Annotated in this window: 14 protein-coding genes; 3 read left to right on the forward strand and 11 right to left on the reverse strand. The window is 63.1% G+C overall.

Translation table 11 applies throughout. The features are described from left to right. Nucleotides 1–149: 149 nt before the first annotated feature. The gene (locus AC0L2A_RS07765; protein ID WP_473608222.1) at nt 150–1,580 is read left to right on the forward strand and encodes a D-alanyl-D-alanine carboxypeptidase; all 1,431 of its coding nucleotides are present in this window, start codon (nt 150–152) and stop codon (nt 1,578–1,580) included. Between the two features lie 44 nt (nt 1,581–1,624). Here the strand turns inward: AC0L2A_RS07765 and AC0L2A_RS07770 are convergent, their stop codons facing one another. The 4 genes from AC0L2A_RS07770 to AC0L2A_RS07785 all read right to left on the reverse strand — a co-directional run bounded on the left by AC0L2A_RS07770 (nt 1,625) and on the right by AC0L2A_RS07785 (nt 5,114). Then, entirely contained in the window at nt 1,625–2,326 is a 702-nt protein-coding gene (locus tag AC0L2A_RS07770; protein ID WP_198032858.1) for a DnaJ domain-containing protein, read from the reverse strand. Beyond that, on the reverse strand, nt 2,323–3,054 hold the full coding sequence (locus AC0L2A_RS07775; protein ID WP_287174278.1) for a VWA domain-containing protein: 732 nt from the start codon (nt 3,052–3,054) through the stop codon (nt 2,323–2,325). The genes AC0L2A_RS07770 and AC0L2A_RS07775 overlap by 4 nt, the downstream gene beginning before the upstream one ends. Before the next feature lie 96 nt (nt 3,055–3,150). Next, complete coding sequence (locus AC0L2A_RS07780; protein WP_023801205.1) at nt 3,151–3,588, reverse strand: DUF1489 family protein; 438 nt, start codon at nt 3,586–3,588, stop codon at nt 3,151–3,153. 122 nt (nt 3,589–3,710) lie between these two features. Then, nucleotides 3,711–5,114 carry an L-serine ammonia-lyase gene (locus tag AC0L2A_RS07785; RefSeq protein ID WP_473608223.1) on the reverse strand — a complete coding sequence of 468 codons (1,404 nt, stop codon included), beginning with the start codon at nt 5,112–5,114 and terminating at the stop codon, nt 3,711–3,713. Between the two features lie 159 nt (nt 5,115–5,273). Between AC0L2A_RS07785 and AC0L2A_RS07790 the strand changes: the two genes are divergently transcribed. Continuing rightward, nucleotides 5,274–6,029, forward strand: coding sequence for a DUF599 domain-containing protein (locus tag AC0L2A_RS07790; protein WP_473608225.1), 756 nt, complete (start codon nt 5,274–5,276; stop codon nt 6,027–6,029). A 35-nt stretch (nt 6,030–6,064) separates the two neighbouring features. Here AC0L2A_RS07790 and AC0L2A_RS07795 read toward each other — a convergent pair whose 3' ends face one another. The 4 genes from AC0L2A_RS07795 to AC0L2A_RS07810 form a co-directional block, all read right to left on the reverse strand. Continuing rightward, a complete protein-coding gene (locus AC0L2A_RS07795; protein ID WP_473608226.1) occupies nt 6,065–7,630 on the reverse strand; it encodes an amidase in 1,566 nt (521 codons plus the stop codon). Continuing rightward, nucleotides 7,630–8,088 carry a GNAT family N-acetyltransferase gene (locus AC0L2A_RS07800; RefSeq protein WP_473608228.1) on the reverse strand — a complete coding sequence of 153 codons (459 nt, stop codon included), beginning with the start codon at nt 8,086–8,088 and terminating at the stop codon, nt 7,630–7,632. Before AC0L2A_RS07800 ends, AC0L2A_RS07795 begins: the two co-directional genes overlap by 1 nt. 7 nt (nt 8,089–8,095) lie before the next feature. Further along, nucleotides 8,096–8,383 (reverse strand): Asp-tRNA(Asn)/Glu-tRNA(Gln) amidotransferase subunit GatC, encoded by a 288-nt coding sequence (gatC, locus tag AC0L2A_RS07805; protein WP_027151920.1) that lies wholly within the window; start codon nt 8,381–8,383, stop codon nt 8,096–8,098. A 175-nt stretch (nt 8,384–8,558) separates the two neighbouring features. Further along, nucleotides 8,559–9,266, reverse strand: coding sequence for a metal-dependent hydrolase (locus AC0L2A_RS07810; protein WP_473608229.1), 708 nt, complete (start codon nt 9,264–9,266; stop codon nt 8,559–8,561). A 100-nt stretch (nt 9,267–9,366) separates the two neighbouring features. Between AC0L2A_RS07810 and ruvX the strand changes: the two genes are divergently transcribed. Then, a complete protein-coding gene (gene ruvX, locus AC0L2A_RS07815; RefSeq protein ID WP_023801197.1) occupies nt 9,367–9,852 on the forward strand; it encodes a Holliday junction resolvase RuvX in 486 nt (161 codons plus the stop codon). Here the strand turns inward: ruvX and AC0L2A_RS07820 are convergent. From AC0L2A_RS07820 to AC0L2A_RS07830, 3 genes are all read right to left on the reverse strand, one after another. After that, on the reverse strand, nt 9,819–10,130 hold the full coding sequence (locus AC0L2A_RS07820; protein ID WP_473608230.1) for a DUF6105 family protein: 312 nt from the start codon (nt 10,128–10,130) through the stop codon (nt 9,819–9,821). The two genes, ruvX and AC0L2A_RS07820, sit on opposite strands and share 34 nt — an antisense overlap. 544 nt (nt 10,131–10,674) lie before the next feature. Further along, nucleotides 10,675–11,094, reverse strand: coding sequence for a UPF0158 family protein (locus AC0L2A_RS07825; protein WP_473608316.1), 420 nt, complete (start codon nt 11,092–11,094; stop codon nt 10,675–10,677). Between the two features lie 153 nt (nt 11,095–11,247). Further along, a complete protein-coding gene (locus AC0L2A_RS07830) occupies nt 11,248–12,876 on the reverse strand; it encodes a DNA alkylation response protein (RefSeq protein WP_473608232.1) in 1,629 nt (542 codons plus the stop codon). Nucleotides 12,877–12,898 lie beyond the last annotated feature (22 nt).

Below are 12,898 nucleotides of genomic sequence, written 5' to 3' on the forward strand. Positions count from 1 at the left end.
CGAATAAAGAAAAGCTCAAGCTCGAAGAAAATGGTGAACGCCGCGGTTACCATAAACGGATTGGTAACGCTGGCCGCGATAGCTTGGCTTGAAGTGAGGCAGGACCCCTTTGCCGCCTCCACCGCAACAAAAATTCAAAGGAACCATCGGTGCGTCAGGCGTTGTCGGGCATTCTCTCCAAATCCGCGTCCTCCTTGAAAACGATCATGATCCTCGCTTTGGCGATGACATTCGTCGTTGCCGGCGCTGCTTCGTCCATGGCGGCGAGGTCGGCGGCCATCGTCATCGACGCCAAGACCGGCAAGGTGCTTTACTCTTCGAATGCCGATGGCCGACGCTATCCCGCCTCGCTCACCAAGATGATGACGCTTTACCTGGCCTTCGAGGCCATGGCGAACGGCAAGATCGGCAAGAACTCCCGCGTCGTCTTCTCGGCCAATGCTGCTGCCGAACCGCCGACCAAACTCGGCGTCAAACGGGGCGGCGCGATCACCGTCGAGACCGCGATCCTGTCGATGGTGACCAAGTCGGCAAACGACTCGGCAACCGCAATCGGCGAACTTCTCGGCGGCAATGAAGCCAATTTCGCCCACATGATGACTGCCAAGGCGCGGGCACTGGGCATGAAGGGGACCGTTTTCCGCAACGCCCACGGCTTGCCCAATCCCGGTCAGTTCACCACCGCGCGCGACATGGCGATGCTCGGCATCGCGCTGCGGGAGCATTTTCCCCAGTATTACAGCTATTTCTCGCAGCGTTCCTTTCTCTACGGCCGCAGGCGCATCAACGGCCACAACCGGCTGCTTGGACGCATCAAGGGCGTCGACGGCATCAAGACTGGCTACACCCGCGCCTCCGGCTATAATCTCGTCTCCTCGGTCGACGACGGCGATCGCCGCATCGTCGCGGTGGTCATAGGCGGGAAATCCGGCGGCAGCCGCGACAACCAGATGGCCGCATTGATCAAAACCTACCTGCCGAAGGCGTCGTCGCGCGGCAGCGGCATGCTGATCGCCAAGGCTGGCGGCGGCAACCCGATCACCGCTCTGGCGAAAGTATTCCTGCCCAAGCGCGACGCGCCGACGCCGGACAGCAGGCCGGAAGACGATGCGGCGTACAACGAGGCCCCGGAAGGCGATGCCATTGCCTCCCTGGTCGAGGAGGCCGAGCCCGTCGTTGAAGAAGCCACCCCCGTCGTTGAGACCACGCCCGTCTCTCGGACCAAAAAGCTCGAGACAATGGCCGCGGCCACGGCGGACGATGTGGCGACCGCACGGGTCGCAGCAGCCTATGGCGAACCGGCAAAGGTCGATCCCGTCAACACGGCATCGGTGCCGTCCGGCTGGGCAGTCCAGGTCGCCTCTTCGCCAAAACAGTCCGAAGCCCAGGCTCTCCTGGACGAGACGAGCAAACAGGCGCCTTCGGTCCTGGCCGATGCTGTGGGCTTCACCGTCGCCTTCGAGAAGGGCGGCGTCACCTACTACCGCGCCCGGTTCGGCTTTGGCTCGAAGACTGCCGCCTCGAAAGCCTGCAACGCCCTGAAGAAAAAGAAAATCGAGTGCTACGCCGTCCACCAGTAGGCGGCGTCGAAACTTCTCCCGGAAGAATTCTGCGTCGAAGGAGACTAGTTGTGATTGGAGAGCAAGACGTCCTTGGCTTCGTTGATCCGCGCCGCCAGAAACGAAGTGCCGCCGAGATCGGGGTGCAGGCGCTGCATCAGGCGGCGGTGCGCCTTGCGGACATCCGCCGCGGCGGCCCCCGCTTCAAGACCAAGGATCTTGTAGGCCTCCTCCTTAGTCATGGCGCCCGAACCTGGCGAAACACCCAGCCCGTCGCCACCATTCGCCTCCGCGTCTTTGCGCCAGATGGGAAATCTGCCGTCAAGATACGTCTCTAGGAGCTGGCGGCTCTCCGGGTCGCCGGGGAGTTCGCGATAAAGCTGCTGCAATTCCGCAAGGCTCATCGTGCCTAGCATCTTGCCTTCATGGCGGCCGGCGAGCACGAGCCCCTCCAGATTGCCGGTATCGTGATCAAGCTCCATTTCGAGGGCCGCGGTGCGCACCGTCGAATACTTGCCCGGCTCCAGTTTCGCCGTCGGCCGCTTCATCCGCATCGAGCCATACCAGGCGAGCGCCGTCGACAGGATCAAGCCGCCGATGCCTGCGCGTCCAACCAGAAGCGCGGCGACGCCGATCAGCGCCAGCAGGACAGGCCCAAGCGTCCTCATCCAGCTTGCGAGTTTCGCGGGGTCGGAGCGCAGAAACACCATGGCCACGCCGAGCAGCACCAAAAGCAACGCCACGAATGCGATAGTCGCGCCCATCATTTCCTGCCGCTCCGCAGATGCTCGATCAGCAGCCGGTCTTCCGGCCTGCCCCTGGCCTCCAGAGCCTTCAGCCCGCCCGTCGCAAACACCGCAACCGCCGATAGCAGGCTGGCCAAGGTTGCGGCGGCCCGCCGATCAAATCGGAACCAGGCGCCTTTGGACAGCCGCGCAATATCCTTGAACGCCTTTTCCGCGCCGGCATCATGGCCCTCCTGAAAGACGAAGACAGGAACGCCGTGCAGGCCGAGGCTGCCGGCCTTTTCCGCCAGATCGTCGATATTTTCCTCCATCGCGTCGCCGATATAGACCAGCGCGTTGACCTTGGCCGCCGCCGTCTGTTTCAGCGCATGGGCGAGCACCTTGCCGATCTGGGTGTGGCCGCTGCGGCATTCGATCCGCGTCATCAGCTGCTTCAGCGCGTTCGTATCGGTGACGAATGCGGATGAGCGGCACTCGCCAAAACCGCGAAAATAGACCAGTTGGACCTTGAGCGCCCCGGCCTTGCCGACGGCGTCGAACATCTCGCCCTGCAGCGCACAGGCGAGATCCCAGGTCGGCTGGCGGCTCATGGTCGCGTCGAGGGAAAGGATCAGCCTGCCAGTACCGGTCGCGGACGCAGCCAGCGTCCTTGCCTGACGGATAAACGCGTCGATTTCGCCGGTGCTCGATTGGGATTCGACCGGCGCAGGATTGGCCTTTGCGGGCACGGGCTGCTTCTTGTCGCTCATGACATTCAAGATGTGGCGTTGTCGCACAGCTTGCAAGCCCAGCATGAGGCTATCTGGAGGGCCGGCGATCACCGCAGCTTTGAATTTTGGGCCTTCCTAGAGAAGGCCGAGATCGGCAAGCTCGCGCCTGAGTTTCGGCGGCATTTCGACCAATCCCGCTTTGCCCTTGGAGAGATCGGCCGGTGCGTCCGACGGTTTCAAATAGCGCCAGCCTTGAAAGGCGCGGCGCGGCTGCCATTCAGTCGGCACGACCGCGGGATCGAGGATCAGGTGACAGCGGCCGATACCCTCGTCATCGGTGAAAGGACGGATTTCGGTGATCAACTGGCGGCACTGCACGTTGCCCTTGATTACCCAGTAGAGGGAACCGCCATCGGTGACCTCGGCGCTGCGCGTCGGCGTCATGCGGGTGGTGTGGTAGTGCTCGACCGGTTCACCGGCGCGCCGCCGTTCGTCGAGGCGGAACGCGATCCACTCTTCGAGATCTTCGACGCTGTCGCAGCCAACGCAGAGCTTTATGAGATTGAGGGACATGGATCAAGGTTTAGTCCGGCGCGCGAAGGCGTCAACTGGCCCAATCGACTTTCTCCACAGTGCCGACTTTCTCCACAGTGCCGCTGTTCTCCACGGCGCCAATCCACAGTGCAAGGTTTGGCTCAGCATTCCACGATATTGACGGCCAGTCCGCCGAGGCTGGTTTCCTTGTATTTCTCGTTCATGTCGAGGCCGGTCTGGCGCATGGTCTCGATCGCGGCATCGAGCGGCACGAAATGAACGCCGTCGCCCTTGATGGCCAGCGACGCGGCAGTCACCGCCTTGACGGCGCCGAGCGCGTTGCGCTCGATGCAAGGCACCTGCACCAGCCCGCCGACCGGATCGCAGGTCATGCCGAGATGATGCTCAAGCGCGATCTCGGCGGCGTTCTCGACCTGCTCGGGCGTGCCGCCCATCACGGCGCACAGCCCCGCTGCCGCCATCGCCGAGGCCGAACCGACCTCGCCCTGGCAGCCGACCTCGGCGCCCGAGATCGAAGCGTTGGTCTTGATGATGCCGCCGACCGCTGCTGCGGTCAGCAGGAAATCGCGGATGCTTGGCTGGTCGGCCTCGGGATGGAAATGCAGCCAGTAGCGCAGCACCGCCGGCAGCGTGCCTGCAGCACCATTGGTCGGCGCGGTGACGACGCGCCCGCCGGCGGCGTTCTCCTCGTTCACCGCCATGGCATAGATCGACAGCCAGTCGTTGGCGAGCAGCGGATTGGGCCGGTTCTGCCGCCACTGCTCCTGCAGCTTGTCATGCAATTGTCGCGCGCGTCGGCGCACCTTCAGGCCGCCCGGCATGATGCCGTCCTGCGACAGGCCGCGCTCGATGCAGCTCTTCATGGCGCTCCAGATGCCGTCGAGGCCGGCGTCGAGTTCTTCGCGCGACATCTGCGTCTCTTCGTTGACGCGCTTCATGTCGGCGATGGAAAGACCGCTTTTCGCGGCCATCGACAGCATCTCGACAGCATTCTTGAAGGGGTATGGAACCTTCTTGCCTTCGCTCGTCACAGAGCCCTTCGCCTTCATCCGCTGCAGTTCTTCTTCGGAAACCACGAAGCCGCCGCCAATCGAATAGTAGATGCGCTTGAGCAGCAGGCGGTCGTCGGCATCAAGGGCGGAGAAAGCCATGCCGTTGGCGTGGCCGGAAAGCGGCGTCTTGCGATCCAGCACCAGATCCGTGGCCGGCTCGAAGCGATAGGACGGATGGCCGGGCGGCGAAATCCGCTTCTCGGCGGCGATACGGTCGACGATGCTGTCGGCCTGATCGGGGTCTACCGTCTGCGGCGTCTGGCCGGCAAGCCCGAGCACGACGGCGCGATCGGAACCATGGCCGATGCCGGTATAGGCAAGCGAGCCGTGCAGGCTGGCGGCGATGCGGTCGACCTTGGCGCCGACCGGGCGTGGCCAGTCATCTCCCGCGACCTCGTCGAGAAAACGCCGCGCAGCCGTCATCGGTCCCATCGTGTGCGAACTCGATGGTCCAATGCCGATCTTGAACAGGTCGAAAACCGAAAGGAACACGCGTCGCTCTCCTATTGGAATTTACATATAGGAATTCCTGTGATGTTTCCGCTCTTTCGAAGATTGCGGCGCTGCACCTGCCGACCTTGTTTGCTCCGGCAGCGACATCGTTGCGTTCCGCCATCGAAGCGCCGCCACCGCTTGTGGTAAGAGGGTTGCATGGGCGATTCCTTCCATTTGTCGACGGCAGACCTCGTTGCGCTTGCCTTCTTCGTTTTCGTGTGGGTGCTGCATACGCTCGCCTCCGACGGAAAGCTGGTCAGGCGCATGTCGCTGACGACGGCGATGAACGTCCAGCGTCAAGCCTGGATGCGCAACATGGCCGAACGCGAGGTCCGCATTGTCGACACCGCCATCATGGCCGGCCTTCAACAGGGAACCGCCTTCTTCGCCTCCAGTTCGCTGATTGCGATCGGCGGCTGTTTTGCCCTGCTCGGCGCCTCCGACCAGGTTGTTTCGGTGCTGAGTGACCTGCCGCTCGGCGCGACGTCGTCCCGCTCCGCCTTTCAGATGAAGGTGTTCGGTTTGGTGCTGATCCTTGCCTATTCCTTTTTCAAGTTCGGCTGGGCCTACCGGCTGTTCAACTATTGCTCGATCCTGATCGGTGCGGTGCCGATCCCGCACGGCGAGGCTTCACGCAACCCGGTCAGCGAGACGGCGGTATGGCGGGCGGCGCGCATGAACATGCTGGCCGGAAAACATTTCAATTCCGGCATGCGCGGCGTGTTCTTCTCGATCGGCTATCTCGGCTGGTTCGTCGACCCAAAAGTATTCGTGCTGTCGACGCTGCTGTTGCTGGCGGTTCTGGTGCGTCGCCAATTCTTCTCGGCGGCGCGGCAAGCCGTGATAGGTCAGCCGCCCGAGCCGACACCCGGTCCGGGAAAAAGACGATCGATGCGGCCCGACAGCCGGTAGGCGACGCCCCTCACCCCTTCAGGTGGGAAACGACACTACCACCACTTTTCCGGCTGGAACGTACCCGCAGCCTGTTCGATGACATGGGCGGTCTGGAACAAGGTTTCCTCGTCGAACGGCCGACCGATGAGCTGCAGGCCGAGCGGCAGGCCCTTGGCGTCGAGCCCTGCGGGCACGGCGATGCCCGGCAGTCCGGCCATGTTCACGGTCACCGTGAAGATGTCGTTGAGGTACATCTTGACCGGGTCGGCGGCCATGTCCTCGTCGGCGATGCCGAAGGCCGCCGACGGCGTCGCCGGCGTCAGGATGACGTCGACGCCGGCAGTGAATGCATTTTCGAAATCCCGCTTGATGAGGTTGCGCACCTTCTGCGCCTGCAGATAGTAGGCGTCGTAGTAGCCGGCGGAGAGCACATAGGTGCCGATCATGATGCGGCGCTTGACCTCGCGGCCGAAGCCGGCGGCGCGGGTCTTCTCGTACATGTCGACGATGTCCTTGCCCGGCACGCGCAACCCGTAGCGAACGCCGTCATAGCGGGCTAGGTTCGACGAGGCTTCGGCGGGCGCGACGATGTAATAGGCCGGCAGCGCATATTTGGTATGCGGAAGCGAAATGTCGACGATCTCGGCGCCGGCATCTTTCAGCCAGGCAATGCCCTTCTGCCACAGCGCCTCGATCTCGTCGGGCATGCCGTCGACGCGGTATTCCCTCGGGATGCCGACCTTCATGCCCTTGATCGGCTTGCCGATCGCCGCCTCGTAATCCGGCACCGGGCGATCGACCGAGGTGGTGTCCTTCGGATCGACCGAGGCCATGGATTTCAACAGAATCGCGGCGTCACGCACGTCGCGGGCGATCGGACCGGCCTGGTCGAGCGACGAAGCGAAGGCGACGATGCCCCAGCGCGAGCAGCGGCCGTAGGTCGGCTTGATGCCGACCGTGCCGGTGAAGGCGGCGGGCTGGCGGATCGAGCCGCCGGTGTCGGTGGCGGTGGCGCCGGCACACAGGAACGCCGAAACGGCGGAGGCCGAGCCACCCGACGAGCCGCCCGGCACGAGTTGGGCGTTATCCAGCGTGCGCGCGGTCCTGGTGCCGCCGGCCGAGACAAAACCGCCATCGCCCTGATGCGTGGTCGGCATCACCATCGTGTCGACGCGTGAACGCCGCCACGGATTGACGACCGGGCCGTAGTAGGAGCTCTCATTGGACGAGCCCATGGCGAACTCGTCCATGTTGAGCTTGCCGAGCATGACGGCGCCGTCGGCCCACAGATTGGCGGTGACGGTCGATTCGTAGTGCGGCTTGAAGCCGTCCAGCACATGGCTGCAGGCCTGGGTGTGGATGCCTTCGGTGCCGAACAGGTCCTTGATGCCGAGCGGAATGCCTTCGAGCGACCCGCCCTCGCCCTTCGCAAGCTTCGCGTCCGAGGCCTTGGCCATGTCGCGCGCCTTGTCATCGGTTACGACGACATAGGCATTGAGCGCCGGATTGGCCCGATCGATTGCCTGGAGATAGGCTTCGGTGATCTCGGTTGCGGTGATTTCCCTGGCGCGCAGCTTGGCGCGGGCCTGCGATATCGTCAGGTGGGTCAGGTCGCTCATCAGGCAAGGCTCTTTTCGTAAAACACCGACCACCCGGAGTCGGGATAGTCCAGCACCGGGCCGCAGCGCGAAAATCCGGCGCGTTCATAGACGGTCCACGCAGCCGGATGGCGGTCGCCGGTTTCCAGCACCAGACGCTTCAGTCCTTCATTGCGCGCCAGCGCCTCGATTCGCTCGACGATCCCGGCGCCGATCTTCTGCCCGCGATGCGAAGGCCGCGTGTACATGCGCTTGACCTCGCCGACGGCGCCGTCATGGCGTTTCAGCGCGCCGCAGCCGATGGCGAGGCCGTTGTCGCGAGCGATGAAGACAGTCGTGTCTTTGTCGGCCATCTGCTCGACGGTCATGTGGGAGCAGTGCTCCGGCGGCGTCAGTTCCAGCAGCGTGTCGTTGAGCTCCTTGACCAGCCCGCGCACGTCGTCCTGCAGCGGCGTTTCGATGGCGATCTCGATTGCCATCGGCCCGCTACTCCACGACCTTCGGAACGAGGAAGAAATTCTCTTCGGTCGCCGGTGCGTTGGCGACGATGTCGGCCGCCTTGCTGCCGTCGGTGACGACGTCCGGGCGCTTCTTCATCTCCATCGGAATGACCGACGTCATCGGCTCGACGCCGGAGACGTCGACCTCGTTCAACTGCTCGACAAAGCCGAGAATGGCGTTCAACTCGCCGGTCATGCGCTCGGCATCCGCCTCGCTCACCGCAATGCGGGCGAGACGCGCGACGCGCTTCACTGTCTGCAGATCAACGGACATATTTGCTTGTGCCTCGGGAAAACCAGTCCGCGCTATAGCGGCGCGGCGCGTGCCGCGCAACATGCATCGTGCCGAGAACCGGCCCGGAGGTCGATGGCAGCGCAACGCCGTCGCAGCGAACAGCTTGCGCCTTTGGCATGCTCTACAAGGTGCATGCTTCTACAAGGTGCATGCACTACAAGGTGATTGTCCCGCCGATCTCCGGCAACGCCACCTTCACGCCGGAACCCTCCAGCCCCGCGACGAACTTGTCGGCGGTCTGGTCGATGATCGGAAACGTGCCGAAGTGACTGGGAATGACCGTCTCGAACTGAAAGAAGCGCCGGCAGGCAAGGGCTGCCACCGCGCCGCCCATGGTGAAGCGGTCGCCGATCGGCACGATGCCGATCTTCGGCTCGTGCAGTTCGTTGATCAGCGCCATGTCGGAAAAGATGTCGGTGTCGCCCATATGATAGAGCGTCTTGTCTTCCTGGAAATGCAGCACGAGGCCCCCGGGATTGCCGAGATAGGTGTTCTGGCCCTTGTCGCCCGGGAACGACGAGGAATGCAGCGCCTGGGCGAAGGTGGTGGTGAAGCCGCCGCAATCGATCGTGCCGCCGATATTGCCCGGATTGATCTTCTTGTCGCTGACACCCTTGCCGATCAGGTACATGCAGACCTCGAAATTGGCGACCAGCATGGCGCCGCTTTTCCCAAGCACTTCAAGCGCACCGCTGATGTGGTCGCTGTGGCCGTGGGTCAACAGAACATGGGTGACCCCTTCCGCCGGCTCTTCCCAGCCGCCCGTCCATGACGGATTACCGATCAGGTAGGGATCGATGAGGATTTTCGCGTCGGCGGTTTCGACGCGAAATGCGGAATGTCCGTACCAGGTCAGTTTCATGGATGCCTTCCTCGATTTTTGCTTCGCCAAAGGATAGAACGCCGGCAGTGAAATTAAAGTCCCACAGCGTCCTTTGCGGCGTGTAGTCCGAGGAAAGCCGTTGAGCATCATCACCATCGAGGAGTTGCCGGCGCGGCTCGGCGGCGGCAAGACGCTGGCCGGGCTCGACCTTGGCGACAAGACGATTGGCGTGGCGGTTTCCGACCGGGGCTTTGCCTTCGCCCACCCGCGTCCCGTCATCATGCGCAGGAAATTCTCGCTGGATGCCGCAGTGCTGCTCGCCTTGCTGCAGAAAGAGAATGTCGGGGCCGTGGTGCTCGGCCTGCCGGTCAATATGGACGGGTCGGAAGGCCCGCGCGCCCAGAAATCCCGCGCATTCGCCCGTAACATGGCTGGTGTGACCGACCTGCCCTTCGTCTTGTGGGACGAGCGGCTGTCGACGGTGGCGGCCGAGCGGACCCTGATCGAGATGGATTTTTCGCGCCGCAAACGCGCCGGCAAGATCGATTCGGCCGCGGCGGCCTTTATTCTGCAGGGCGCGCTCGACCGGCTTCAGGCGCTCGGCGTCGACGCCTGGTCGAAATAGCGGTCGCGCATTATCCTGATCCAGCCACCGATCACCCGGCGTCGGCGAAACGCCCAAAACGCCATGAGCAGCAGGCTGTCGAGGATGCAGGCCTTTGCCACCATGCCCGGAATGAGCGCCGGATCGATGCCAAGCATCTCACCATAGAGCTGGAAGACGAGGTCATGCAATTGGCGGCTCAGCATGACGTAGCCGAAATTGATGTCGTTGAACGACAGGAAGAACCAGCCCCAGAACAGGGCGAGCGGCGTCGCCCATAGCGCGAACAAGGTGCGCATCAGCGGTCCCTCAAGTTCGTGTCCGGCCTCAAGTTCGTGTCCAGCCCCAAGTTCGTGTCCAAGAGGCCTGAAATGCGCGAGAGCGCCGCGTTGTGCGCCGCCGCCTTCGCCATCAAGGAGCTCAATATATGCCGCATAGCGTTCCTGCTTCCGTAGACAGGACAGTGGGCTTTGCGGCCTGCCGCTGCAATGGAAACCATTTGTTAAGGTTAACGGTCATCCAAAGGCCTTTTTACCTTCTCCCCTTGTGAGGGCTTTGCACAGAAGAACAAGGTTCCGTCTTCGATTCTGGTTTGTTCGCGTCTGATTCTGAGACGTCTCGTGAACAGAATCTCTGTGCAAAACCCTCCTTGTGGGAGAAGGTGGATCGGCGCGCAGCGCCGAGACGGATGAGGGGTGCTGGAAGAAATGAGGCGTGGGCGTTCCCTGGAACACCCCTCATCCGGCCGCTTCGCGGCCACCTTCTCCCACAAGGGGAGAAGGGAGAACCGCGCTTGCCCTCATCAGCATCGCGCTGGATCCCTTCTTACCTTCTCCCTCAACCTCAGCTGCTGACCTTGATGTCGTTATCCGCGCACCAGGTCTTCAACGCTTCTTCCGTGGCTTTTTGCTCGAAGTCGTACCATCGATCAACGGCGCCCCTGTGCTCCAAAAGATCCTTAAAGAGGGCATAGGCACCCGCCCGGCTGAAGATCTCCCGAACCTTGTCGAAATCGTCGGGCAGGTGATGGCGCGCGAATGTCAGCACCAGCGGTTTGCCGAGATCGAGTTCCCGCTTGTCCGGGATGGGGATGTATCTCTCGCTGTCCTCGACGTCGTCAGGCAGTTCTTCAACATCGTCCACCCAGTCGGAATGCCAGTAGATCTTGCCTGTCTCCTTGCACAGATAGGCCGTATTTTCGCCGGCTCCGCCGGAACTCACGAATTCGAACGCGTCCAGAAGCTCACTGAAATTGACTGCCATTGCCATCTCGCTGCGCATGAGCCTGTCGTGGCCGTATACAACCCTATCTAATCGGGCGCGAACGTGGGAGTTCCCACAGTCTCAGATTATTTGCGCCGCGCTCGCAATCATCTAGCGGCGTGACAGACGACGAGAAGCCTTGCCGAAGTCGCTTCAGGTGACCGGTGGGTAGAGCGTGTCAATGATCATGCGCGCGTCATGGCGTGAATCGAGCATGCCATAGGTGTTGCGCCACTGGCCGGCGAGGCGCGTCTCGACGAAGGCGTCGGCGATCCGCCCTGCCCCCAGCCTGCGAAGCTCCGCCGCCGCCGCCGACAGCGCCAGTTGCTCGGTGAGCAGACGGGCCGAGCCCTCATCGGTTGCCGCGACCTGCATTGCTGCCTTGAGCACACCGACGGTGCCACGCCCGCCGGCGCCGAGATCGCGATCGATGCCGGCCAGCACCTCCTCGAACAGTCCGGTTGCACGCCCCAGCACGCGCAGCACGTCGAGCGCCATGACATTGCCGGATCCCTCCCAGATCGCGTTGACCGGAGCTTCGCGATAGTAGCGGGCAAGCGGGGCCTCCTCGACATAGCCATTGCCGCCAAGGCACTCCATCGCCTCATAGAGCAGCGGCGGTGCGATCTTGCAGACCCAGTATTTGACGACCGGCGTCATGGCGCGCGCAAAAGCCGCCTCGCCGCGGTCGCCGGCCGCCTCGTCGAAAGAGCGCGCCAGTCGGAATGACAGCGCGGTGGCGGCGGCGACGTCGAGCGCCATGTCGGCCAGCACGCGCTGCATCAGCGGCTGCTCGATCAGATTGGTTCCAAACACCTGGCGGTGACGGGTGTGGTGGACGGCTTCGGCCAACCCGGCTCGCATGATCGCCGACGAGGCGATCGCGCAGTCGAGCCGGGTCAGCGTCACCATATCCATGATCGTCTTGACGCCTGCCCCGGGCTCGCCGACCATCTCGCCGATGGCATTGACGAACTCGACTTCGGACGAGGCGTTGGAGCGGTTGCCAAGCTTGTCCTTCAGTCGCTGGAAGCGGAAGCCGTTGCCCGAGCCATCGCCGAGAATGCGCGGAACGAGAAAGCACGAAAGTCCTTCCGGCGCCTGTCCAAGCACCAGGAACGCATCCGACATCGGCGCCGACATGAACCATTTGTGGCCGGTCAGCCGATAGAAGCTGCTGCCGGCGCGCTCGGCCCTGGTGACGTTGGCGCGGACGTCGGTGCCGCCCTGCTTCTCGGTCATGCCCATGCCGAGCGTTAGCCCGGCCTTTTCGACCGGTGGCTTCTGGCTCTGGTCATATTTGCGTGTCGTCACCCGCGGCGCCCATTCGCGAAACAGTTTTGGGCTTGTCATCAGCGCTGCCAGCGAGGCGCTGGTCATGGTGATGGGACAGAGATGCCCGGTTTCGAGCTGCGCCGTCAGGTAGAAACGGGCGGCCCGCACCTGATGGCGGCGGCCGATCTCGGCATCGCCATTTTCCCAAACCGACGAATGCAGCCCGTTCGCCACCGACCGGCGCATCAGCGCATGATAGGCTGGATGGAACTCGACCAGATCGATGCGCCGGCCCTGGCGGTCGTGGGTCCTGAGCTTCGGCGTCTCGACATTGGCGAGGCGAGCCAGTTCCTGCGCCTCCTGCGTCAGCACGAAACGGCCAAGCCCATCGATATCCTTGCGCACCGGATCGGAAAAACGCTCGGCAAGCTGGATCAGCAACGGATCGCCTCGCCAGGCGTTGCCGCCTGCCAGCGGCGGCGGCTGGTTCGTCACGTCGTCGGTCACACACTGTCCTTATCATCACAAG

This window comes from Mesorhizobium sp. WSM4844 (assembly GCF_055811775.1).

Coding starts and splice junctions, on each gene's coding strand:
- AC0L2A_RS07795 (WP_473608226.1), bottom strand. CDS start 7,630: ATGAGCGACCTGACCCACCTGACGATATCGCAGGCCCGCGCCAAGCTG.
- AC0L2A_RS07825 (WP_473608316.1), bottom strand. CDS start 11,094: ATGGCAGTCAATTTCAGTGAGCTTCTGGACGCGTTCGAATTCGTGAGT.
- AC0L2A_RS07800 (WP_473608228.1), bottom strand. CDS start 8,088: ATGGCAATCGAGATCGCCATCGAAACGCCGCTGCAGGACGACGTGCGC.
- AC0L2A_RS07780 (WP_023801205.1), bottom strand. CDS start 3,588: ATGTCCCTCAATCTCATAAAGCTCTGCGTTGGCTGCGACAGCGTCGAA.
- AC0L2A_RS07770 (WP_198032858.1), bottom strand. CDS start 2,326: ATGATGGGCGCGACTATCGCATTCGTGGCGTTGCTTTTGGTGCTGCTC.
- AC0L2A_RS07775 (WP_287174278.1), bottom strand. CDS start 3,054: ATGAGCGACAAGAAGCAGCCCGTGCCCGCAAAGGCCAATCCTGCGCCG.
- AC0L2A_RS07790 (WP_473608225.1), top strand. CDS start 5,274: ATGGGCGATTCCTTCCATTTGTCGACGGCAGACCTCGTTGCGCTTGCC.
- AC0L2A_RS07810 (WP_473608229.1), bottom strand. CDS start 9,266: ATGAAACTGACCTGGTACGGACATTCCGCATTTCGCGTCGAAACCGCC.
- AC0L2A_RS07820 (WP_473608230.1), bottom strand. CDS start 10,130: ATGCGCACCTTGTTCGCGCTATGGGCGACGCCGCTCGCCCTGTTCTGG.
- gatC (WP_027151920.1), bottom strand. CDS start 8,383: ATGTCCGTTGATCTGCAGACAGTGAAGCGCGTCGCGCGTCTCGCCCGC.